At 61.2% G+C, this 22,830-nt stretch carries 18 protein-coding genes; 16 read left to right on the top strand and 2 right to left on the bottom strand.

The features are described 5' to 3' along the window. Window positions 1-4 precede the first annotated feature (4 nt). The 11 genes from GHK24_RS13025 to GHK24_RS12980 all read left to right on the top strand — a co-directional run bounded on the left by GHK24_RS13025 (window position 5) and on the right by GHK24_RS12980 (window position 14,631). The gene (locus tag GHK24_RS13025) at window positions 5-136 is read left to right on the top strand and encodes an integrase core domain-containing protein (protein ID WP_422917829.1); all 132 of its coding nucleotides are present in this window, start codon (window positions 5-7) and stop codon (window positions 134-136) included. Further along, entirely contained in the window at window positions 100-1,323 is a 1,224-nt protein-coding gene (locus GHK24_RS13020; protein WP_422917828.1) for an AAA family ATPase, read from the top strand. The genes GHK24_RS13025 and GHK24_RS13020 overlap by 37 nt, the downstream gene beginning before the upstream one ends. A gap of 1 nt (window position 1,324) precedes the next feature. Further along, entirely contained in the window at window positions 1,325-2,827 is a 1,503-nt protein-coding gene (locus tag GHK24_RS13015) for a TnsD family Tn7-like transposition protein (protein WP_153473315.1), read from the top strand. Then, entirely contained in the window at window positions 2,820-4,430 is a 1,611-nt protein-coding gene (locus tag GHK24_RS13010) for a Tn7-like element transposition protein TnsE (protein WP_153473314.1), read from the top strand. The genes GHK24_RS13015 and GHK24_RS13010 overlap by 8 nt, the downstream gene beginning before the upstream one ends. A gap of 294 nt (window positions 4,431-4,724) precedes the next feature. After that, entirely contained in the window at window positions 4,725-6,059 is a 1,335-nt protein-coding gene (locus GHK24_RS13005) for a DNA cytosine methyltransferase (RefSeq protein WP_153473313.1), read from the top strand. A 50-nt stretch (window positions 6,060-6,109) separates the two neighbouring features. Then, on the top strand, window positions 6,110-7,699 hold the full coding sequence (locus GHK24_RS13000) for an ATP-binding protein (RefSeq protein ID WP_153473312.1): 1,590 nt from the start codon (window positions 6,110-6,112) through the stop codon (window positions 7,697-7,699). Further along, on the top strand, window positions 7,641-9,905 hold the full coding sequence (locus tag GHK24_RS12995; RefSeq protein ID WP_153473311.1) for a Z1 domain-containing protein: 2,265 nt from the start codon (window positions 7,641-7,643) through the stop codon (window positions 9,903-9,905). Before GHK24_RS13000 ends, GHK24_RS12995 begins: the two co-directional genes overlap by 59 nt. After that, window positions 9,905-10,903: a PD-(D/E)XK motif protein gene (locus tag GHK24_RS12990; protein ID WP_153473310.1), complete on the top strand. Its 999-nt coding sequence runs from the start codon at window positions 9,905-9,907 to the stop codon at window positions 10,901-10,903. The genes GHK24_RS12995 and GHK24_RS12990 overlap by 1 nt, the downstream gene beginning before the upstream one ends. 705 nt (window positions 10,904-11,608) lie before the next feature. Continuing rightward, on the top strand, window positions 11,609-12,151 hold the full coding sequence (locus GHK24_RS13855) for an FkbM family methyltransferase (protein ID WP_277986427.1): 543 nt from the start codon (window positions 11,609-11,611) through the stop codon (window positions 12,149-12,151). Then, a complete protein-coding gene (locus tag GHK24_RS12985; RefSeq protein WP_277986426.1) occupies window positions 12,054-12,422 on the top strand; it encodes an FkbM family methyltransferase in 369 nt (122 codons plus the stop codon). Before GHK24_RS13855 ends, GHK24_RS12985 begins: the two co-directional genes overlap by 98 nt. Before the next feature lie 616 nt (window positions 12,423-13,038). Further along, window positions 13,039-14,631, top strand: a complete 1,593-nt coding sequence (locus tag GHK24_RS12980) for a methyl-accepting chemotaxis protein (RefSeq protein ID WP_153473309.1) — start codon at window positions 13,039-13,041, stop codon at window positions 14,629-14,631. Between the two features lie 23 nt (window positions 14,632-14,654). On the opposite strand, the gene GHK24_RS12975 is transcribed toward GHK24_RS12980, so the two are convergent. Further along, on the bottom strand, window positions 14,655-16,145 hold the full coding sequence (locus tag GHK24_RS12975) for a tetratricopeptide repeat protein (protein ID WP_153473308.1): 1,491 nt from the start codon (window positions 16,143-16,145) through the stop codon (window positions 14,655-14,657). 252 nt (window positions 16,146-16,397) lie between these two features. Between GHK24_RS12975 and GHK24_RS12970 the strand changes: the two genes are divergently transcribed. After that, a complete protein-coding gene (locus GHK24_RS12970) occupies window positions 16,398-16,979 on the top strand; it encodes a hypothetical protein (RefSeq protein WP_153473307.1) in 582 nt (193 codons plus the stop codon). 74 nt (window positions 16,980-17,053) lie between these two features. Here the strand turns inward: GHK24_RS12970 and GHK24_RS12965 are convergent, their stop codons facing one another. Beyond that, window positions 17,054-17,815, bottom strand: coding sequence for an EF-hand domain-containing protein (locus GHK24_RS12965; RefSeq protein ID WP_153473306.1), 762 nt, complete (start codon window positions 17,813-17,815; stop codon window positions 17,054-17,056). A 448-nt stretch (window positions 17,816-18,263) separates the two neighbouring features. On the opposite strand from GHK24_RS12965, the gene GHK24_RS12960 reads away from it, so the two are divergent. From GHK24_RS12960 to GHK24_RS12945, 4 genes are all read left to right on the top strand, one after another. Beyond that, window positions 18,264-18,947 carry a response regulator transcription factor gene (locus GHK24_RS12960; protein WP_153473305.1) on the top strand — a complete coding sequence of 228 codons (684 nt, stop codon included), beginning with the start codon at window positions 18,264-18,266 and terminating at the stop codon, window positions 18,945-18,947. Window positions 18,948-18,949: 2 nt separating this feature from the next. Beyond that, the gene (locus tag GHK24_RS12955; RefSeq protein WP_153473304.1) at window positions 18,950-20,404 is read left to right on the top strand and encodes a HAMP domain-containing sensor histidine kinase; all 1,455 of its coding nucleotides are present in this window, start codon (window positions 18,950-18,952) and stop codon (window positions 20,402-20,404) included. A 123-nt stretch (window positions 20,405-20,527) separates the two neighbouring features. Continuing rightward, window positions 20,528-21,331: a TIGR00266 family protein gene (locus GHK24_RS12950; protein ID WP_153473303.1), complete on the top strand. Its 804-nt coding sequence runs from the start codon at window positions 20,528-20,530 to the stop codon at window positions 21,329-21,331. Further along, window positions 21,331-22,710 (top strand): M48 family metallopeptidase, encoded by a 1,380-nt coding sequence (locus GHK24_RS12945; RefSeq protein ID WP_153473302.1) that lies wholly within the window; start codon window positions 21,331-21,333, stop codon window positions 22,708-22,710. Before GHK24_RS12950 ends, GHK24_RS12945 begins: the two co-directional genes overlap by 1 nt. Window positions 22,711-22,830: the final 120 nt, after the last annotated feature.

The following is a 22,830-nucleotide window of genomic DNA, read 5'->3' as shown; positions in this document are numbered from 1 at the left end:
CAAGGTGGTCATCGAGCAATGGCGCCAGCACTACAATGAGGTCCGCCCGCATTCGAGCCTGGGTAACCAGACGCCAGCGGCGTTCAAAAAAGCCCGTTTATCAACCACCCAACCGGAGGCCGTTCTCCAGGAATAAGTGGTCCGAAGAATTCAGGCAGGTCAATGGAGCGAATTCTTGGCATGTACCCCCAGGCTCTCCATCACCCCGATTACAACATTACCCAACTGGTCTACCTGAAGATCGACTGCCCCATCGACGGTGACTTGGATGAGTTGTGCCTGAGCTTCTTCAACGAGGTGGACAAGATCTTGGGCACCCACTACAGCCGTAGCCACGGGCGCAAGAAGCTGGGAACCAAACGCCTGCTGGCATCCATGTGCCAAGTGGCCAACCTGCACGCGCTCGGGGTGCTGATCATCGATGAAGTTCAGAACCTCAATGAAGCACGCTCTGGTGGTGCCGAGAAAATGCACAATTTCTTTGTGTCGCTGGTGAACACCATCGGCGTTCCGATCATTCAGGTCGGCACCCACCGGGCCAGTAAGTTCTTCCAACGCACGTTCCGGGCTGCTCGACGGGTCTCCGGCCTGGGTAGCATCCGCTGGGATAGGTTGCCTCGGGACGACCACTGGAAGCGCCTGTTGAAGCGGCTCTGGAAGTACCAGTGGCTGCGAAATGCCGCGCTGCTGGACGACGAGTTGGAATCGACCATGTACGACCTCACCCAAGGAGTCATGGACATCGTCATCAAGCTATTCGCACTGGCGCAGATCCGGGCGATAGTGACAGGCGTCGAGTGCATCAAGCCGATGCTGCTGCGCAAGGTTTTCGAGGACGAGTTCAAACCGGTCCATCCGATGCTGGCTGCCTTGCGGAGCGGTAGGCCTGAACTGATCGCCAAATATGACGACCTGCTGATGCCAGAGATCGAGGGGCGGTTGCTGACCCTGACTCGCTCTCTGGATAACGTCACCCAACCGAAACTGCCGGCTCCTCCGGCTGATGACAAGGCCAAGCGGCTGGCCGCCCTGCTTGAAGAGATGGAAATCCCGAGGGACATCGCAATTCCCATGGCAGACGAATTGTTGGCGGAGAATCTGGACATCCCGCTGGCGGCCCTGATCCATAAGGCCACGGCCTACCTCGCACAGGACGCCCCCAAGAGGCCCGGAATTTCCAGGGTTAAGCGGACGGAGTGGGGAGGGCTATCCGAGGAGGATCTGCGCCGACGTTATGCTGACGGACCTGACAGTGAGGTCTACGAGAGACTAAAGCAGGCCGCCCTGATCCTTGATCTTCGGCCACTATTGAAGGCGAGCTGATATGTATTTCCCCTTGCTCTATCCGGACGAGCTGCTCTACAGCGGCATTGCCCGGTGTAAAGCACACCTGGGGATAAGCAATCACAAGACGTTGCTGCACATGCTGTTCGGTGACAGCAAGGTCGCCGCCATTACCGACCTGCCCACACACTTGGTCGCTCTGGCGAACAATACCGGTCTGGATATGGCGAACGTGATCATGCGTCACACGCTGTTTCCGCTCTATGCCCCCTTCATTCCACAGAAGCGTCGTACCGAACTTTTCCAGGCCATGCTCGCTACCGACCGGCCGACCATTGGTCTGGCGGGGGCCTCAACGGCCTTGGTCAAATGGCCCGAGTGGCTGCGTTACTGCCCTGCCTGCTTCGACGACATGGCCGCCCGCTTCGGTGAGCCTTACTGGCGGCGTAGCTGGCAGATCCAAGGGATAGACGCCTGTCCCGAGCATGGCTATCAGCTCCTGGACTCTCCCATTCCGTTCCGTCGAGCGCAGCGGCACGAGTTTCATCCAGCCTCCCCACTGTTTCTGCCCCGTAATCTTCACACGAGTCCTGCGAGCGAAGAGGCTGCCAGCCTCGCCAAGGGCGCTACGCAACTGCTGGAGCTCGAAGAGGCACAATCGCCAGGCTACGGCCGCTGGACCAACCTTTACCGGCACCTAGCTACAGAATGCGGTGCCAGGCGCGGCCGGCAGGTCAGGGCTGAAGTCATATGGGAGAAGATCCTGGCATGCCACCGTAGGGATTGGCTTAATGTGAGCGGTCTGCTGACATCACGAGATCCTCCGCCCTGGTTGTTGGCGATGTTCAGGAAGCATCGCAAGGGATTCAGTGCGTTACAGCATCTGGTCGTCTGGACCAGCCTGCGCCCTGGCCAGCATCTTGGCGAGCTGATCGACGAGGCGATGGCTCGCCAGGTCGACGTTTCTACCAGCCAACCCAGGCAGCAACTCCCCGCAGAGGCAGGGCAAAAGCAGCGGCACCGAGTCCTTTGGCTGCAGGCACTAGACGATCATGGTGGGGCCAAGGCAGCTAGGCAAAAGGGCGGGGAGGCATGTTACGCCTGGCTCTATCGCCATGACCGACACTGGCTGATGGCTGCGAACCACGCCAGGCAGCACCGGCAGGGCAACAACAGCCACGTCGACTGGCGAGCGCGCGACAGGAAGCTAGTACGCCTGCTGATCAGGATTGGCAGAGACAGCGAAAAAGATCTGAGCCTGCCGCGCAGGAGCCGCAACTGGTTCCTGCAGCAACTACCCCATCGAGCATCAATCGAGCGCCATCTCGATCAAATGCCTCTGTGCCGCACCTTCCTGAATCGCTATGCCGAGTCCGTCGACGAGTATCAGATCCGCCGCCTGACTGCAGCGATGCTGGAGGATGTACGGGCTGGCATACCGTCCAAGCGCTGGAAGCTGGAAAAGCGTTGTGGGTTGGAAAAAAGCAGGCAGGCACCGCTGACCACTGTGTTCATTCGATTGATAGGAAGATGGATTGAATAAAATCTTATTCCGTCAGATTCAGACCGGATCTAGGTTGCTGGCTATTGGAAACTGGTTCAGAGCCCTCACTCCGGGAGCCCAGTGGCGCCTGACGGCACTCTTTGAGCGTAGCGGCCAGTCGCTGTTGCAGCGGCTCTCACCAGAAATGTCCTGTGTCCTTGCGGTGGGTCGCGAGTTTCCTGGCGAAGAAGGGGCTCCTTACCGGCCCAGTGGTTTCAAGAAGGCGGTGGTGCTTCCCGCAATAGATACCTGGCGGGAAAGGCAGTTGGGCGAATGCCCACGTCTGGCAAGAAGGTTGGCAGCAAACCCCGAGATATCTGGACAGCGATGCTTTGTGTTCGAGACCAAGGGTCTGACCGTCTGGCTGCCGAAATTCGAGTTGGCGCGCAAACTGTTTTTCCACGCATCCTTCATAGTCCGTGCAGCCTTCGAACCGAATGGCCTGGACATGGCCTTCACGATCTATAGAGAGGGCGATGCTGTTCATATCCATACGCCCGCGGAGACGGGGGCGCCAAGCCAGCTTCTAAAAATCAAGGGCTACAGAGACCATTTCAGTTGGCTGCTGCTGAATCAGGATGTGAAGCGATCCTTCGAGTCAATCTGGCAAAGCCTCAACAAGGCGCAAGAGCAGAGATCACAAGATTCGGCGTATGCCAGGTGGAGGTTTGATTTCGAGGCGCCCCCTTCCCTCGCGGGGGCCACCATGGATGTACGAGGCCCCTTTGACCCTAAAAGTAGCGAGTTACTGGTGTGGGAAATCGAAACGCTTCAGGGGCTCCGGTTTACCTATTGTGGCGATGTTTTTTTCCATCACCCTGCTCTCAAGTTACCTGTCAGGGGAGAGAACACAGGCTGTGTATCTGATCCATCGGGAGCTGAAAGGGTGGAGGTGGATGCTGACGAAGAGCCGACTGCCAACAAGGAGCCGAGGTTGATTCATCTGCCCGTTGAGGGAATCACTTTTGATGCTCAGTTGAGCACCAGGATTGCCTACAACGGGGAGCGTGCCAGCGGTCATGGCAAGAAGGTCGACGACGAGCAATGTCCGAGCAGAGAGAGTGATCTCTTAGGCGTGGCTGATCCCGTGAGCGGCGGCAGCATAGCGCCAGGAGAGTTCCAGAAATTGGGTGAGGGGGAGGAGCATGAGCGGTTTGCAGGTCGCTTCTTGCTGCTCCGTGAGATCATTGAGCAGCTCACCCAAGAATCAGGCATTGCGCTGGTATCACTGGAAGTGAGGCCGCTTCCGCCCGTTCAGCGCTGCCGCTACCACATGATTGATCACGAAAAATCACGCTGTTATTTGCTGGCAAGGTTCAAGCTGCAAAACGGCAATCAACGCTACCTACTAGAAATAGATACCTCAGACAACAGGAAGACCATGTCAACGCGGATCATGGGCTTCAAAGCAGGTGTTGAAGCAGGAAACTGCATAGACAGGATCTTGAAGGAGACGGTGAAAGGCTCGTTGCGCTGGCCAAGTACTATGGAGAAGTTCTGTGAGCCTTTGCACTCTGTTCATCACCCGAAAGAAAGCTCATCTGGTGCCAACCATGCCAGGGTGTTCGACTGGAGGCAGCGGATACTCGCTGCTCTGAACTGATCGCAGCCGAACAGCAGTTCGGCTGCAGCCCAGGTATCAACAACGTCACTGATCGGGCACGCCACTACTCACTTGATGACATAGTAGTATTCAAGGGAGGCTATCCAGGTGGCTTGGAAGAAATTCCGAGCCATGGGAGCACTCTTGACAGCCGGCATTTGACAACTGTATATGCTTCTAGGCCTGAGAAAACAGGACTGCCGCGCAACAGGTTTGCACTCCGGTGTTGGCTTCATGTAGCGAGCCGTCCATAGAACGCAAGCTATATGAAAACAATCGCAGGACACAACGAAGATGCCTCCTTTCCGCTTCATCGACCTATTTGCTGGACTTGGCGGCTTTCATCTTGCGCTAGACCGGCTTGGGGGGAAGTGCGTCTTCGCGGCAGAGTGGAAGGAGCATCTTCGCGATCTGTACGAGGAAAATTTCGGGATGAGGCCAGAAGGGGACATCACAAAAGTCCACCCGGAGGATGTCCCGAACCACGACGTTCTGACCGCGGGTTTCCCATGCCAGCCGTTCTCCAAGGCTGGTGAGCAACTTGGCTTCGAGTGCACGGAGCAGGGCAACCTCTTCTTCAACGTCGCCGCCATCCTCAAGAAGAAAAAGCCCACCTATTTCATCCTAGAAAACGTCCCCAATCTGCTGAAACATGACGAGGGACGTACCTGGCTGGAGATCCAGAAGATTCTGGGCAAGGAACTGTGCTATGACATTCGTGCTGAACGGTTCTCGCCCCACAATTTTGGTATTCCGCAAATTCGCGACCGTGTCTACATCGTGGGATCACTCTTGCCGCTCGATGGATTCAAGTGGCCCGAGACCAGTGACGTCGAAACCAACATCGGTGCCGTACTAGAAGACAACCCTGCTGATGCAAAGAAGCTATCAGCTCAAGTCAAAGAATGCCTTGAGGTCTGGGATGAGTTTCTTAAGGCATCTCCTCCTAACGTGGAATTACCCTCGTTTCCACTCTGGTCCATGGAATGGGGGGCAACGTATCCATACGAGGAGATGACCCCGCATGAACTACAGAGGCAGTTTGGTTACGATAGCTTGAAGCGCTTCAAGGGTAGCCATGGGGCGGAAATTTCCCACCTCAAGACTTTCGAAGAGCGCTGGGCAGCATTACCAAGTCACGCTCGCACCCCTCAAGAGAAGTTCCCCAAGTGGAAGCAGGACTTCATTCGCAAGAACCGGCAGTTTTACCAAGACAACAAGGCCTGGATTGCCCCCTGGCTCCCAAAGATTCTGAAGTTTCCATCGAGCCTCCAGAAGCTTGAGTGGAACATCAAGGGTGGTAAGCGCGACATATGGGATCACGTCATCCAGTTCCGCGCGTCTGGCGTGCGCCTGAAGCGCCGCACAACCGCCCCCAGTTTAATTGCTATGACAGACACTCAAGTGCCCATTATCGGCTGGCAGAAACGCTATATGACACCAACCGAATGCGCACGGTTACAAAGCTTGGATGAACTCAGGAAGCTGCCAGACAGTCCCTCAAAGGCCTTTGCAGCCCTTGGTAATGCTGTAAATTCGAACGTCGTCGAGATGGTCGCCCGTGCGCTCTTAAGCACACACACATCCGTGGAAGTGATGCGCAAACGCGAAGAACTGGAGGTCGCCTGATGCCTCCAACACGAGACCTTGGCCCCATCGAGATACGGCCTGAGGTAACGATGCTGTCAGTGCTTCGGCACTTGAATTACAAGCCCTGGTTCGCTATCGCGGAATTCATCGACAACGCGTTGCAGAGCTACTTAAGCAATCGGGATGAACTCATCGCACTGAACGGTCCCGACTACAAGCTCAAAGTGGACGTCCGCTTGGACACCGCAGGTCCGGGCCTCATCGTCGTCACCGACAACGCCGCAGGCATTTCCACGGCGGATTTCCCGCGCGCTTTCCGTGCTGCTCAGGTCCCCTCGGACCGCAGTGGCTTGTCCGAATTCGGCATGGGCATGAAGAGTGCTGCTTGTTGGTTCGCTCAGGCCTGGAGCGTACGCACAAAGGCGCTCAGGGAGACCGTTGAGCGGACCATCTCATTCGACATTCGGCACATCGTTGACAACCGCATCGAGAGCCTGGAGACAACTTTTCGCGATGTGCCGTCCCCGACGCCCTACACAGTCGTGACACTGCGTGGCTTGCACCACCTACCGCAGGGCCGAACAATCGGAAAGATTAAGGAGCACCTAGCAAGCATCTACCGGATGTTTCTGCGCGATGGCAGGCTAGCACTGACCTTCAATGGCGAGCCGTTGTCTTATACCACCGCGCCCATCCTCAAGGCTGTCCCGTACTCGGCACCAGGAGTTCCGGTCCCTGATGCAGCCCCCGTGGAGTGGATGAAGCCAATCAGCCTCGACTTCGGGGAGGGCCAACGGGTCACAGGATTTGCAGCTCTCAGAGAGGTGGGCTCGACACCGTACGCGGGCTTTGCGTTGTTCAGGCGAGACCGCCTCATCGAGGGCAGCCACGACGAGACCTACCGACCAAGTTTTATCTTCAAACAGACCACCAGCTTCCAATATCAGCGCCTGTTTGGCGAGTTGCACGTAGAGGGCTTCGAGGTCAGCCACACCAAAGACGGCTTTCGCTGGGAAGAGTACGAAGACATTTTTTTGGAGTACTTGAAGGACGCGATTGAGGCTGAGCCCTTGGATCTCATTGCGCAAGCAGGGAACTACCGCGCGCTTCCATCGCGAAAAACCATTGGTGCTCAAGCCACTGCGGCAACAGATACGGTCGCAAAACACCTCGAGGAAGACGTCGCCCCGCTGCTGGTTGATGCACGACAGAACCCCGCGACCCCTGAGACGCTGCCACCCGAATTGCCGGCGAGTGAACTGAGGGCATCCGAGCGCACGGTGACGCTAGATGATGGCAGCTACAAGTGGATCGTTACGCTCAGGACATCTATCGACCCAGTTCGTGACGATTGGGTTTCTATAGCCAAAGAAGACTCAGTGGCAGGGGATGAGGACAAGACTCGTCGTCTCGGTATTGACCTTTCCCTGGCGCATCCATTCTCTTTCGAGTTCCTAGGGGCCAACAACGAGAACGTAGAGTTATTCCTGCGTATTGCCGCAGCAGTGAGTATCTCCCTTGTGCTATCCGAAGACACCTCAGGGGAGCCTCCGGAGAGTTTCCTGTACCACTTCAACTACCTGTTGAGAGGCACCATGTCTCGTGCCTCCCTGAGAGCAAATGGCAACCACTATCCAGATACTCAATACCGTGAAGCCTCCTCTGCGATGGGTTCCTGAGCCGAAGGACTTCACCAACGACTTCCTCACAAGTAAGTCGCAGGATCCCAATGGTCCGTCGATTGAAGACCTCCGAGACGGCCCGGACTCGGTCCTTCAGGAGGCGATCCGCATCTTGGGTCGATGCCTCCCACCCACGGAGCACTCGGGGAGTGAAACCGGACTAGTGGTTGGCTACGTGCAGAGTGGCAAGACCATGTCTTTCGAGACAGTCATTGCACTGGCTCGAGACAACGAATACGGGATTGTCATTGTTCTCGCCGGTACGAAGAACAACCTTCGAGATCAGTCTGAAGACCGCCTGAAGAAGGACCTCGGCACCGACGAAGGCGACCACTGGTACCACCTGTCTAACCCAACCAAAGCACAGCGGTCCCAAATTGAGAACAAAGTCGCTGCCTTTCGCAAGAAATCGTCGAGGAAATCGCTACTCATCACCGTCTTGAAGCACGGTAGCCATATCGAGACACTGACGGCCGTGCTGAAAGCCACGAAGCTCGATGGCGTGCCCGCACTCATCATCGACGACGAAAGCGACCAAGCAAGCCTGAACACACAGGCAAGCCGTATCCGCAAGAAGCGCGCTCCCGCCAACGCGATGAGTACCACGTACGAGAAAATTCTCGGGCTGCGCAACGTGCTGCCGCATCACTCCTACCTCCAGTACACGGCGACGCCTCAGGCCAATCTTCTACTCGCACAGACAGACCTACTGAACCCTTCGTTCTCGGAACTTGTAACGCCTGGTGACGCTTACACCGGAGGACACGCCTTCTTCAAGGGACCTGTGAACCTTGTTGAAGACATCCCTCCTGAGGATGTTCCTACGCCCCAAGTGCCGCTGAAGAGCCCTCCGAAAAGTTTGCTCAGAGCGCTTCGCACATTCCTCTTGATAGCGGCACAGCACTCTCTGACGCGCAAGAAGGGTTTAACCTCTAAGGACCGTAACCGGTCGATGATGGTTCACCCAGCGGTGGCCACGACCCAACACAAGATTTACAAAGACTGGGTCGAGAAGGCTTTCACAGGCCTCAAACGCCGCGTCGAGGCCGAGCATGTCTCGGAGCCCGTCACAGTCGCTGCGCTTTTCCAGACGGAGTACGACTCCCTTGCCAAGACCTTCCCTGGGGTGAAACCCCTGCCTGAGTTAATTGAGGCAATGGCAGACGAAGTATTGGATGACCTGAACTGCGTGGAAGTCAACGGGACGCCCGACGCGGAGAAGAAGGTCAACTGGAAGGCAACCAAGTACTGGATTCTTGTAGGCGGTGCGAAGCTCGACCGTGGGTACACCGTCGAGGGCCTTTGTGTAACTTATATGCCACGCCCACTGGGCACGTCCCCAGCAGCGGATACGCTGCAGCAGCGAGCTCGTTTCTTCGGCTATAAGAAGGCCTACCTTGGCTTGTGTCGGGTGTTCGTCCAAACCCGTGTCAAGAATGCCTTCACCGAATACGTCGAGCACGAGGACTTCGTTCGTGCAGCACTTGCGGAGAACCGCGGCAAGCCGCTGCGCGAGTGGCGCCGAGATTTTATCCTCACGCAACTGCTTAAGCCTACTCGTCCGAATGTAGTCGGCCTTGGCACTCGCCGAGTACTTGTCGAGGACTGGATGGTCCCAAAGGTTCTCCAGCGTGACGAGGCCGCGGCCGAGAAAAACCGACTCCTCCTTGATGCCGTTGAAAAGCAGTGGAGCAAGGACTTTACCCGGGTCAATGCGGCGACTATCGTGCAGTTGGCCCCGGCGAAGGGCCAATCGCCTAACGACATCATCGAAGCGGTTCCGCTAACGACGGTCTTGGAAGACTTCCTCCTGAACCTTGAAGTGAAGGATCCGGGCGACGCGGAGGAGCACAGCGCAATGTTAGTGGCGCTAAGCGCCATGCTTGCAAAAGATCCCTCCCTGAAGGTTGACGTGTTCCTCATGAACCAGTTGACGCCTGGCTACCGTAGTCGCGTAAGCACTGCGGCACTGACGGCCATCAACAAGTTCGCGCCCATCAATCAGTATTTCAGTCAGAGTGCAAACTCCGTCAACGACAGGAGCTTCTATACGCCCGACCGGATTTCCTTGCAACTGCGTCGCTTCGACCTGGGCCATGAGCAGCGAGAGCAATCGAAGGCTGACATTCGCGGGGTCACCTGGTACGCACTCTACGTGCCGAAGCGGCTCAAGAAGGACCTCGTGGTCGAAGAGCGAGGCTAATGGACCTGTACGACGAATTCCAGAACCTGGCCCCTGCGCCCTCCGCCACGGAGTTCGCGGCCGTGCCAATCCGCGGGCGGCGCAACGACTACTTGGCGAAATGTGTCGATGGTGCGCCGGTGTTTCTTATTGGCGATTCGAGCGCGGCCGAGTACACGCCTGGAGCCACCCTCAAACACCTCAGCGTCCAGTTCCACGCCACTTGCCGGGTCCAGTCCTCTGCAGGGGCCGTCGACGGCCAGTTTGCTGTTATTGCCTGCGATACGTCCGTACCGGAACTCTACGAACTCTTCGTCCGATGCATGGGTGCCGCTGTTGAGCAACTGCCCGACGAAGCTAGAACAAAGGACATCGAGGATTGTGTGCGGTCGCTGCTAAGTCTGTTCCGCGCGATGAACGGACCCAGTGGCAGGGAAATTTCCGGTCTTTGGGCCGAACTCTTCGTCATCACACAGGCCTCGGACGTTGAAGCTGCCGTGACCGCTTGGCACGCAGACAAGTTCGAGCGATTTGACTTCTCCTGGCCAGACGGTGTCCTCGAGGTGAAAGCCACACAGGGGGCCTTTCGAATCCATGAGTTCGCACTCGAGCAGTTGGACGCACCCAAGGGGCAAGGATTCGTAGCCTCGTTGCTCCTACAGCCGCTGACCAACGGCGTGGGCATTATGGACCTGGCGATCCGGATAGATGCTGCGCTCCAAGGCAAGAACGACCTACGACAGCGCCTATGGGCGAACATAACCGCTGCACTTGGAAGCGAGTTCTACGAGAAGCTTGACCGACGCTTTGACCTGAGCTTTGCTGAGAGACATGTCGAGATTTTCCATATGAGCGACATCCCTGCGCCAGACCGTCCTAGTGACCCCAGAGTCACTGGCGTCCGATTCCGGTCCGATCTGACGACTGTGACCTCTTCCGCCGCTGAGCCTGCGCTTCGAATGCTGCAGCAGATTCTGGAGATGCGGGGCTCTGTTGACCAGCGTTCCAGTCACAACTGACCATGGGCACGCTGCTGACCTGAATGGCAAAGGTCTGCTCCTGATCTTGACGTAATGACTGAGTTCGCCCCATTACGGACGGTCCGGGCGGTCCCTAAGTGACCGCTCTGCAGTGCGATAGCGGACGTCGGAGATGCTGCAGGACAGGGGATCAGGATCCGGTGAATGCGCCTCGATCTTCTGGATCAGGCGCTATACGATTTCTCCCTGCTTGCTGCTGTCGAGCAGAAAGTCGACCAACTCGTTGTGCAGGACCATTCGCCGCCGAGGGAGCGCGTTTAGCGGGGCTCGCGAACAGTCCGAATCACAAAAGGATGAAACTTTATTTCAATGCTTTGGCATGTTTTTGGAGGCTGGCCCAAAATTTGGATGATACTTTAGCGCCTCTGTCCATCGCCCCAGAAAAGGACAAGCAATCCTGAACTTAGCGCTTCTCGCAAATAACTATTAGATTACAAAGGGCTTTCTTATGCTTCATGGATGGCGCAACCCTCCCCGCTGTTACTTCAGTTAGGATGAAACTTTATTTCAATCCCACAACCATCGAGATGCCGCATCCGGCGCCGTTTTGACGACTTGGGTTGTGCTGGCCCCTTGCTGACTATGATAAATTCATCGAGTCGCAAGGGGCATTTTCATGCCAGGTGGTGCGCATCGGAAGTGTGCGCTACGCGCCTGGATTTACTGACGCTGAGCAGGTGAGTGATGGCAAATACGCAACGACCCATTCCTTTTATCCTGATTTCCTCCAATCATGGAACGATGATCATCAATCGCCATGATTATCAGATGGTCGACCAGAAAAACGGTTATGGCGTTGGTTATCAATTACTCAATACGTCGAGTTGCGAGCCGCAGGAAATCGACTTTGCTCTCGCGCTGCTGAAAAAGCGGCGCGCCGCCTTTGGCGATGGCGTCATGGCGATCGACTGCGGCGCCAACGTTGGCGTGCACACCATCGAATGGGCGCGCCTCATGTACGGCTGGGGTGAGGTGATTTCCTTCGAGGCGCAGGAGAGGATTTATTACGCGCTGGCAGGTAATGTCGCCATCAATAACTGCTTGAACGTCAGCGCGAGATTTTCTGCGGTCGGCGCCATCTGTTCGCAGATCGAAATCCCTGAGCCGAATTATCTCGTTCCCTCATCGTTTGGCAGCTTCGAGCTGCGCAAGAGCGAGAAGACCGAATATATCGGGCAATACATCGATTACAAAAAAAACCAGGACGGTCCCGCTGGTATCCATTGATTCTTTGGGGCTGAAACGGCTCGACTTCATAAAGATCGATGTCGAAGGCATGGAAGAAGAGGTTCTCGACGGTGCGAAAAAATCCATCGAAAAATATCGACCCATCGTCATGATCGAGGTTATCAAGTCGGATCGGACGAACATTGAAAACTACTTCGTGAGCCGCGGTTATAAGGTTTTCCAGATGGGCATGAACGATCTGGCCATCCATCAGGATGATCCGACCCTGGCGAGCGTATCGATTGAAAACGGGGTGCTGTGGCTGCGCTGAGGCGCCCTTTCTGAGCGCTCTTCCTGCCGGGGCGGGCGCCTGACGTTCTGACTCACCCACCCGGCACGCGAGCAATGACGCGCATGCACCATGCAATGCGCGCATCCCCTCAGGCTTCTGCCTGTCGGGAACTACAGCGGAGTTTCGCCGAGGCGGACACTCCGAAGAGTCCTCCTCTGGCGATCTTCGGCAACTATCGTTACGAGAATAGTGCCCTGCCGGCGCCGTCAGCCATGTCTCCCGCCACAAACCGCGGGAGATAGCCCCTCCGCTGTCCGTGCAGCGCTCGGCGTCTCGTCGCCGGCCGCGCCGCGCTCCCCCTCTTCGGCCATCGCCCGCATTGCGCCGCTGGCGCGGAAAATTCCATTCGAATCGCGGAACTATGAAGTTGGCTTAAAGTCTCCTGCAAGGCTCACGGCATATTTTGCACGCATGTCGGTGAGTGCAAGGAAGACACTCCGCAGTTCACCGCAGGTCGCTGGTGCTTCGAGAAACGTTACGAATTGCTTGGCAGTCCGGTAGGGGCGCGCATGCAGCGCTACTGCCGACGGAGGGAACACACAGCAACTCGCGCGGGCCTTGACTGGCCGCATCCGAAGATCTGGAGGATGGATAGATGAGACTCAACATGCCGATCACCGGGATCGAGCGTCACTTGGTCCCCGGCAGACCCGTCGTCACCAAGACTGATCTCAAAGGCGTCATCACCTACTGCAACCAGTCGTTCGTCGATGTCACCGGCTTCACCCGCGAAGAACTCATCGGCGCGCCGCAAAACATGGTGCGCCATCCCGACGTCCCTTCCGAAGTCTTTGCCGATCTCTGGCGCACCATCAAAGCGGGCCATCCCTGGCGCGGTGTGGTCAAGAATCGCGCCAAAAACGGCGATCACTACTGGGTCGAAGCCTATGTGACGCCGATCACCGAGAAAGGCCGCCCCATCGGCTACATGTCGGTGCGGACGACGGCCACGCGCGCCGATATCGAGGCCGCCGACGCGCTCTACAAAGCGGTCAAGGCGAAACAGAAAGTCTTTCCGCCGACGCCGATCGGCGTCAGCGGGCGTCTGGCGAACCCGGTGGTGCTCGGCGGCGGCGCGCTGACTGCCGTCCTGTCGCTCGCCGCCGGTCTCCTCGGCGGCACTCCCGGCATCGTCTGCGGCGCGATAGGTGCCCTGCTGGCCGTGGTCATCGCCGCGCTCGTCTATCAGCGTCTGCTTGTCCCCTCACGCCTGCTCGGGCGCGTCGTCGAGCAGATCGACGAAGGCGCGCTCGATCAGCCCATCGCTTCGCCGGGCGGTGTGCTCGAAGAAGGGTTTCGCCGGCTGGAAGCCTTGCGCATCCATTTGCGCGCCATGTTCGCCGACGTTCTGGTGTCGGCAGCCGAGGTGGCCGAGCGCAGTAGCAAGCTCGACGAACTGATGCACAACCTCAGCGCTTCGTCCGAATCGCAGACCGAAAACATCATGCTCGTCTCGGCGGCGATGGAGGAGATGAGCACCGCCATCTCCGAAATCTCCTCCAATACCGAGATTGCGCTTTCCGCCGCGCGGCGTACCGAAGAAGTCGCCAACGCCGGCATGACCTCAACTGCGGCCAGCATCGAGAGCAGCCAGAAGGCTGTCGCCGTCGTTTCGGCGTCCTCCGAGCGGATCAGCGAGGTGAATGCTTCCATCGGCCGCGTCGCCAGCATTTCGCAGATCATCCGCGAGATCGCCGATCAGACCAACCTGCTGGCCCTCAATGCCGCCATCGAAGCGGCGCGGGCAGGCGAACATGGGCGCGGTTTTGCCGTGGTCGCCGACGAGGTACGCAAACTGGCGGAACGCACCGCCGCCAGCACCGTGGAAATCGCCGGCGCCGTCGAGGCCATCGTCACGCAGGCGCAGACAGCGGTGAGCACGATGGAAGAAGCGCGAAACGAAGTCGCGCAAGGTACGGCGCAGGTCGAGGAAAGCAGCAGCGGCTTGCAGATCATCTGCGACGCGAGCCGCGAGGCGGTTTCGGTTAGTGGCGACATCACCAACATGCTGCGCCAGCAAAGCACGACCTCGCAGGACGTCGCCAACAGCATGGAGCGCGTTTCGGTCGCCGCCGACGCCGCGCGCGGTGCCGTCGTCGAAGTCGGGGAGGCGACCAGCAGCTTGCGCCAGACCGCCGAGGAGCTCCGGCTCTTGCTGCGTCACATGGAAAGCGCCGTGATCAGCTGATCGCGGCACATCCTGCGCAGGACTCAGGCGGACGCTGTGCTGAAATTCGTCCGCCACTCCGCCAGCGCGACGGCGACGCGCTCGATAACCGGCGCCCAGCGCTGGGCGGGCGAATCACCGACTGACGCGGCGCCAGCCGGTGCGACGAGCATGGCTTCCGCTGCCGGCCCGCGGGCAGCCTGTCGATAGCGGCCCGCCGCCTGCCGGAAAAGCCGCATCCACCCCGGATACCACGGTGAATCCTCGCGCTCCGTCAGCCAGCGCCAGTCGGTGCGATAGTCGGGCAGGAGCAGCCAGCAGGGCTTGCCCATTGCCCCGGCCAGGTGAGCGACGGCCGTATCGACGGCGATCACGAGATCCAGCGCGTCGATCACGGCGCAGGTGTCGGCAAAATCGGCGAGGGATTCGCCGAGCGGCGTCATATCCATGCCGGTGGGCGGGCGGTGCGCTTCGTCCTCGCCCTGGCCCTTTTGCAGGCTGACAAAACGGATACCTCCAACGCGCGCCAGCGGCGCGAGCGTCGCCAGCGCGGGCAAGGAGCGTTCGGTGTCGTTCTCGAAGCCGACACTGCCCTTCCAGACAAGTCCGACCAGCGCTTCGCCACCGGCTCGCCGCACGGGCAGGCGCGGCGCCCAATACGCAACGCGCTGCGGATCGGCGCTCAGATAGGGGATCGGCGCGGGAATGGTCGCGGCCCGTGTCTGGCAGTAGTAGGGCAGGCTCAGTGCCGGTGTCCAGTAATCCCATCCATCACGCGGTATGTCTTCGTCGAAGGCGAGGATCTCGTCGGCGTCGCGCAGGCGGGCAAAGAGCGCCTTCAGCGCCGGGTGACAGACGATGGCGATGTGCCGCGCTCCGGCGGCCTTGAGCAGCGAGGCGTAGCGGGCGAACTGGATCATGTCGCCGTGCCCGGCCTCGATGCCCAGGAGAATCGATTTCCCCTGCAACGGTTCGCCTTGCCAGCGCGGGCAGAGGAAATGGCGCGTCAGCACGCCGTACCAGTCACGCGCTTCGAAGGCTTCCCAGCCTTCGGCGAAACGCCCCTGGCGCAACAGCAGATAGCTGAGGTTGAAGCGGCTGTTGGTGTGCTCGGGATCGAGGCGCAAGGCTGCTCGGTAGCAGGCTTCGGCCGCAGCGTCTTCGTGCAGGCAGGCATGCAGGGCGCCAAGATTCGACCACACGGCGGGAGCGGTGGGGGCAAGCGCTTGCGCCTGCCGCAGGAGGGCTTCCGCGTCGGCGAAACGGCGGCCGTCGAGCAGCAGCGAACTGAGATTGAGGTAGGGCTGCAGGCAGTCAGGCAGCAGGGCAATGGTCTGCCGGTAATAGTGCTCCGCTTCCGCCGGAGCGCCCGCCTGCTCACGCAGGAAGGCCAGGTTGGCGAGCGCTTCCGCAAAGTCGGGACGCAAGGCGAGTGCTGCGCGAAAGTGGGCCTCGGCGTGCGCTGCATCGCCTTCTTGCAGGCGCTGGTTGCCCGCGAAAAACAGCTGTTCGGCGTCGTCGTGGGGCTGGGTCATGGCGTGGGGCGGCGTTGGTGGGCGTAGGGAGGCGGAGACTCTGGGCGCGCTGTGCGCCGGATTGCAGAGGTGGCGGCGGGCACGGCGCGTCCGGAGTGCGCCGGGCCGATGATGCCACCGGCGGACAAAGGTGTCGCGAGCCGTCGGCGGCGATCTCGGTTACAGTGCGGGCAAACACTTGGGCCGCGCGTCGCTGCGCCAGTGACTGCGCCCCTTCGCTCCTGCCTGCTTGCTATCTCCCGGACAACCATCGTGATCTCGCTTGTGTCAGAACTCTCCGCCTCGCTCCCCGCACTGCGAGTACACTGCACCGTCGCCGCGCTCATCCTGCGCTGGCGCCGGGAGATATGGCGTTCTCTTGCCGTCGCTCTCGCCGTGGTTTTCGCGGGCGAGGCTTCATCGGTGATGGCGGCCGAGCCGGCGCCCGTACCGCCGGTCGACATCGTTGCCGCCGAATTCGGGGTCTTCGTCGACGGTGGCCATGACGAGCTTGTCCTCGTGCCGACGCGGTTGGTGCCGCATGTCGTCGGCCAGCGCTATGGCTGGGCCATCGAGTTGCGTACCGCGCGCCGCTCGGTGTCGGTGCGCGAAGAATACGTGCGCCCCACGGCGTCCCCCACGGCGGATGCGGCGGTCGCGATCGATCCCGTGCGCGACAGCTTGCAGCTTCCTGTCGCGACGAGCCGGCAGGTGAGCCAGCGCCAACTGGTGCCGGTCAACGGCCTCATCTACGGCGAATGGGCGGTCGGCCCCGGCGAGCCCGCCGGCCATCGCACGTTGCGTGTGGTGATCGAGAACGAGGCGCAGCTCGTCTTCGACTACGACATGAAATAAAAAACGCCCGCGTCCGGCAAAGGAGGCGGGCGGGGGCGGACGAAGGGCGGCCCGCTGCCCGGGCCAAACGCTCTTCAGGCCGTCACCGAGAAGGCGGAGCTTGCCGAGTTCGTGCTGGCGGAATTGTTCGTTCCCACGCTGTAGGCACGGACGAGTTCGAGAATGCGCCGCGTGATAGCTGCTTCCTGATCGGTGCTGTTCGTCGTGCTGCTGGCCGTGGACGACGTGCCCGAGGTGCTCGAACTGCCGCTGCTCGCCGCCTCGGCCTGCGCTTTCGCTGCGTACGCTTGCGATTCCTTGAACGAGACCTTGCCGTCGCCGTTGGTATCGGCGGCGTCGAAGTTGCTGGCGACGGTATTGAGCAGCGAGGCGAGGTTGGTGTCGGACGAGGCGGCGTCGGAGGCCATGCTGGTCAGCTGATCCTTCGTCAGTCCGGCGTCGTCACCATTGCCGTCTTCTGGCGGTTTCGGCGGCGGTGCGTCGTTGCTGGCAAGACCGCCGAGGCGGCTCTGGTTGAACTGGTTGTCGAGTGTTTCGGCCAGTGACTTCAGCTTGCTCGTCAATTCGTCCTTCGTCACCTTGCCGTCGCCGTCGCTATCGATCTGGGCGAAGACGTCCTTGACGCTGGTCGAGCTGCTGGTGCTGCTCGACGCGCTGCTGTCGAGCGAGGCAAAGGCGCTCTCGAAGTCGCTCAGATCCAGGTAGCCCTGCCCCTTGGTGTCGAGCTGCGAGAAAACACTGCTGGCGACGTCGCTGGCGCTGGGCCGCGTATGGCGGTGACTGCTGGCACTGGCATAACTGCTGGCCGTGGTGTTCAGACTGCTGATACTGCTCATGATCGGCTCCTCTCAGAGTGACGAAAAAAGTGGCGGCAAAGATGCCCGTCAGGCGCGAATGCGCTCTTATCCGTTGCAAGGTATCGGCCAGAAACCCTTGCCGTTCATGGGCTTTCGGGTAAAAGTCGGTTAAGGACAGTTAAGCGCGGAGAGCCACGGGGGGGGCCGTGCACCACGTCGGTGCGTGGCCGCCTCGCGCGGCAGGTTCCAGTAGAGTGCCGCTAGGGCGCTGGCGTGCTGAGGAGGTGGGGGAGGACGTGGCTGCGCCGCTGCTCCGGGAGCCTCGGGGGCCGTTGCGCGGTGCGGATTTGCCGCCCGGCAAAAGGCGGCAAGTCTTGCCGCTACTGGCCGCTACGGTGTAAATGCGCGTAAAGGCGGCGCCCGCCGAGGGGGGATCGTTGCCCGCCTCGACTAAGATGTCGGCTTCGTTGACTGCTGCCGGCGCGCCATGAATCACTCCGTTCTGCTCATCGAAGACGATGCCGAACTCTCGGCGATGTTGCGCGATTATCTGCAAGAGGATGGGTTTACCGTCGGCGTCGCCGGTGATGGCGAACGCGGCGTCGCCGCTGCGTTGTCGGGCGAGTGGGAAATCGCCGCCCTCGACGTGATGCTGCCGGGGATCGACGGCATCGAGGTCTTGCGCCGCATCCGCGCCACGAGCGAATTGCCGGTGCTGATGCTGACGGCTCGCGGCGACGACATCGATCGCATCGTCGGCCTCGAACTCGGCGCCGACGATTACGTCTCCAAACCGTGCACGCCGCGCGAACTGGCGGCTCGCCTGCGTGCCATCCTGCGTCGCAGCGGTGAGCGCGACAGCGCGCCGCCGGTGGTCTCCGCCGGGCAACTGACCCTGTATCCGCAAACCCGCCGCGCGCTCTGGGCGGATACGCCGGTGCTGCTGACGGCGGCCGAGTTCAACCTCCTGGAGCTGCTCGTGCGTCACGCCGGCCGGCCCGTCAGCAAGGATTTTTTGTCGCAGCAGGCGCTGGGACGGCCGCATGCGCCCTACGACCGCAGCATCGATGTCCATCTGAGCAATGTGCGGCGCAAGCTCGGCCCGCTGCCAGACGGCCGTTCGCGCATCCAGAACGTCTTGCGGCAGGGCTATCAGTACATTCCGGAGTAGGCATGGGGCGCCTTTTCTGGAAATTTTTTTTCATCCTGTGGCTCGCCCAGCTGGTCGGCGGCGGCAGTGTCGCGCTGATCATCTGGCTGAAGAGTCCGGGCTCTGCGCCCGGTGATCCGGACGCCAGCCCGCGTGCCGTCGACAGCGTCGCCGCTGCGGCCGCTCTTCTGCGGCATGCCGATGTGGCCGCGTTGCGCGAGTATCTGGCGGATACGCATCCCGGACCGGCGCGGCGTGTGCTCGTTGTCGATCAGTCCGGCCATGAGCTGTTCGGAAGGACACCGCCGCCGGAGGCGCTGGCTCGCGCGCGCCAACTGGCGGAGGGACCGCCAGTGTCGTCGGTGGCCCGGGTGCGGACGGCCGACGGCGAGTACGTGCTCTTCGTCGCACCGCACGAGCACCCCTTGGGTGGGGCAGCGTTGGGGATGGGGGCATCTGTGGGCGGCGCGCCGGGGGGCTTCGCCGCTGTGGCGCCGGGCGGGCCTCCCTTGCGCGGCGAGCATCCGGGCCCGCCGCCGCCGATCCTGCATTTCTTCGCCGCGGCGGTGGTCAGCCTGCTCTTTGCCGCCTTGCTCGCGGCGTACATGTCGCGGCCGATCCGCAGTTTGCGCTCGGCCTTTCAGGCGGTTGCCGAAGGCGATCTGGAGCATCGACTGGGGCCGGAGATGGGGCGGCGACGCGACGAGTTAGCCGATCTCGGCAAGGACTTCGACTTGATGGCGGCGCGCTTGCAGGCGCTGGTGCAAGGGCAGCGGCATCTGCTGCATGACGTGTCGCACGAACTGCGCTCGCCGCTGGCGCGCTTGCAGGCGGCGATTGGCCTTGCCCGCCAGCAGCCGGAGCGCGTTGCCGATTCGCTCTTTCGCGTCGAGCGCGAGGGCGTGCGCATCGAGCAGCTGGTCAGCGAATTGCTGACCCTGTCGCGCCTGGAGGTGGGCATGGCGGCCGAGCGCGGTGAACCGGTGGTGCTTGCCGAATTGCTCGCCGATGTCGTCGACGACGCCCGTCTCGAAGGCGAGGCGCGGCAGATTGAGGTGGCCTTGCACGCGCCGGGCGACGCCGTCGTCGCCGGCGACGCCGAATTGCTGCGGCGCGCGGTCGACAATGTCGTGCGCAACGCCGTCCAGCACTCGCCCGCGGGTGGGCATGTTGTGGTCGATCTTCGGACGGCGCCGGCAGGGACGGACGGCGCCGTGCAGAGCATCGTCGTCAGTGACGAAGGGCCGGGGGTTGCCGAGGACGACCTGGCGCGGATATTCGATCCTTTTTTCCGCAGCAAGCGCGTGCGTGCGGCGACGACGGCGCCGGATGGTCATGGCCTCGGGCTGGCGATTGCGCGGCGGGTGATTCTCGCGCACGGCGGGCGCATTCATGCCGCCAACGGCGCGACCGGCGGCTTTCGCCTCGTCATCGAACTGCCAGCCGTACCGCCATCGTCGCTCACATCGTCGGCCTAGGCGCCGACGACTTCACCGGGCGGCGGAGAGGTCGCTAGAATAGGCGCGGCTGGCGGACTCCTGTCCGCTCGACGGTGCTGCGGCACCGTTTTTCTTTCGCGCACTCGGTACGGAGACCTCAGCATGGCGATGGACGTTGTCGATTACGAGATTTTTGGTCATGAGATGCAGTACGTCGAAGTCGAGCTCGATCCGGGCGAGGCGGCGGTCGGCGAGGCCGGCGCCATGATGTACATGCAGGACGGCATCCAGATGGATACGGTATTTGGCGACGGCTCGGCGCCCACCGGCGGTCTTTTCGGCAAGCTGCTCGGTGCCGGCAAGCGGCTGGTGACGGGGGAAGGTCTATTCACCACCATCTTTGTGAACGACGGGGCGGGCAAGCGCCGCGTCGCTTTCGCGGCGCCGTATCCGGGCAAGATCGTGCCGGTGAATCTCGGTGAGATCGGTGGCACGCTGATTTGTCAGAAAGACGCTTTCCTCTGTGCGGCGAAGGGCGTTTCGCTCGGCATCGCCTTCCAGAAGAAACTCGGCGTCGGCTTCTTCGGCGGTGAAGGTTTCGTCATGCAGAAGCTCGACGGCGATGGCATGGCGTTCGTGCATGCGGGCGGCACGCTGATGGAACGCACGCTGGCGCCGGGCGAACGTCTGCGCGTCGATACCGGCTGTGTCGTTGCATTTCAGCCAACGGTCGATTTCGATATTCAGTACGTCGGCAAGATCAAGTCGGCGATCTTTGGCGGCGAAGGGCTCTTCTTCGCGACGCTCAGCGGGCCAGGCAAGGTCTGGCTGCAGTCCTTGCCCTTGTCGCGCTTGGCGAACCGCATCGTCATGTCGGCACCGGTTGCCGGCGGGCGTTCGGCCGAGCAGGGTTCGCTGCTCGGCGCCGGCATGCTCGGTGGTTTGCTCGGCGGCGATGACGACTGATGTCTGACGTTACCGGTTCCCTGCCATCGAGTCCCGCGTTCGGCGGGCGCTTCTTTGGCCCGTCGTTGCCGGGGGCGGGTATCGCTGGCGAAGGCGTCTGGTGCGCCGACGGTTCGCTGCGCGTGCGGGCGGGGGAACGCGAGTACCGGGCCGGCGCCGTGCGCGTCGCGGCATCCGGCTTCAACGCCGAGCGGGTGCGCCTCTCGTGGGGGGCGGAATTCCCTCGGGGGGAGGGCGATGCTGCCGACAGAGGTGGCGTGGCGGATAGCGTTTCAGGTGGTGAGGCGGTTGGCGAGTACGCCTTTTTCGTCGAAAGCGCCGTCGACCGCGCGGCGTGTGCGGCAGGGGCGCCCGCCGTGCATGCGGCGGCCTTGCGCGGGGCAATCGGCGCCGTGACGCGCGTTGACCGGCGTTTTCGTCTCGGTTGGGGCGTCATTGCCGGCGTTCTGCTGTTGCCGTTCATCGCGCTGATTTTCTTCGCCTTCCACGCCGATCCGTTGGCGCGCTGGGTCGTCGGGCACATTCCGCCGGCTGAGGAGGCAGTTCTCGGCGACATGACGCTGGAACAGACGCGCGTACAGATGCGCTTGCTCGATCACGGGCCAGCGGTCGATGCGGTGCGGCAGATCGGCGACAAGCTGGTGGCCGGTTCGCCGCATCACTACCGCTGGTTCGTCGCCGAGCGCCCGGAACTCAATGCGTTTGCGGCGCCGGGTGGCGTCGTGGTGGTATTCAGCGGGCTGATTCGGGCGGCGAAAACGCCCGAAGAACTGGCTGGCGTTCTGGCGCACGAGGTGTCGCATGCTGAACTGCGGCATAGTTTGCTGGCGATGACCAAAAGCCTCGGTTTGCGCGCGCTGCTCTCGCTGGCGGTCGGCGATCTCGCCGGTGCGCGTGTCACCGATGCGCTCTCGCAACTGGGCGATCTGAAATACTCGCGTGATGCCGAGCGCGAGGCGGATGCCGAGGGGCTGCGTCGCCTGCTGGCTGCCGGCATCGATCCGCGCGGCATGGTCGGCATTTTCGAGACCCTTGCCCGTGACGAAGCCGGCGAGAGCGCTGCTCGCGGGAGTGCGCGCGGTGAGGGAACGGCGGCCGACGCCGCCCAGGAAAAAACTTCGGCGCGTCCATCGGCTGACTCGGCGGACCCGGCGGACAGGGTGGGCGCGGCTGACTCAGCCAAGCCAGCGACTGCCGGCAACGCGCCGACGACAAGCGCCCGCGTGCGTCCGCCGGCTTTTTTGTCGACGCACCCGCCGACGGAGGAACGTCTCGCCACCCTGCGCGAGGCGGTGGCAGCAAGCCAGAGCGCCGGGCGACGTTATGCGCCGCTGGCCATCGATTGGGCGGCGGTGCAGCGCGCGGTGGCGAAAGACTGAGCGTTCTTGCTCGGTGTGTCGTGCCCCCGGCGGCACGGCTGCGTCGCGGAGTGGCGCGGAGCGGGTCTAGGGTGCAGGCGGGAAGCATGGGGCTGCGGATGCGGGCCGGCGCCGTGCCGG

The organism is Rhodocyclus gracilis, assembly GCF_009617575.1.
GTDB lineage: Bacteria > Pseudomonadota > Gammaproteobacteria > Burkholderiales > Rhodocyclaceae > Rhodocyclus > Rhodocyclus gracilis.
Note: the sequence above shows the minus strand (reverse complement) of the source record. Positions and strands in the feature narration are given on the sequence as shown.

Bases quoted from the DNA above. Each gene is read 5' to 3' on its own strand.
- GHK24_RS13015 (WP_153473315.1), top strand. From the start codon at position 1,325: ATGTATTTCCCCTTGCTCTATCCGGACGAGCTGCTCTACAGCGGCATT.
- GHK24_RS13005 (WP_153473313.1), top strand. From the start codon at position 4,725: ATGCCTCCTTTCCGCTTCATCGACCTATTTGCTGGACTTGGCGGCTTT.
- GHK24_RS13000 (WP_153473312.1), top strand. From the start codon at position 6,110: ATGCTGTCAGTGCTTCGGCACTTGAATTACAAGCCCTGGTTCGCTATC.
- GHK24_RS12995 (WP_153473311.1), top strand. From the start codon at position 7,641: ATGGCAACCACTATCCAGATACTCAATACCGTGAAGCCTCCTCTGCGA.
- GHK24_RS12990 (WP_153473310.1), top strand. From the start codon at position 9,905: ATGGACCTGTACGACGAATTCCAGAACCTGGCCCCTGCGCCCTCCGCC.
- GHK24_RS13855 (WP_277986427.1), top strand. From the start codon at position 11,609: ATGGCAAATACGCAACGACCCATTCCTTTTATCCTGATTTCCTCCAAT.
- GHK24_RS12980 (WP_153473309.1), top strand. From the start codon at position 13,039: ATGAGACTCAACATGCCGATCACCGGGATCGAGCGTCACTTGGTCCCC.
- GHK24_RS12975 (WP_153473308.1), bottom strand. From the start codon at position 16,145: ATGACCCAGCCCCACGACGACGCCGAACAGCTGTTTTTCGCGGGCAAC.
- GHK24_RS12965 (WP_153473306.1), bottom strand. From the start codon at position 17,815: ATGAGCAGTATCAGCAGTCTGAACACCACGGCCAGCAGTTATGCCAGT.
- GHK24_RS12960 (WP_153473305.1), top strand. From the start codon at position 18,264: ATGAATCACTCCGTTCTGCTCATCGAAGACGATGCCGAACTCTCGGCG.
- GHK24_RS12955 (WP_153473304.1), top strand. From the start codon at position 18,950: ATGGGGCGCCTTTTCTGGAAATTTTTTTTCATCCTGTGGCTCGCCCAG.
- GHK24_RS12950 (WP_153473303.1), top strand. From the start codon at position 20,528: ATGGCGATGGACGTTGTCGATTACGAGATTTTTGGTCATGAGATGCAG.
- GHK24_RS12945 (WP_153473302.1), top strand. From the start codon at position 21,331: ATGTCTGACGTTACCGGTTCCCTGCCATCGAGTCCCGCGTTCGGCGGG.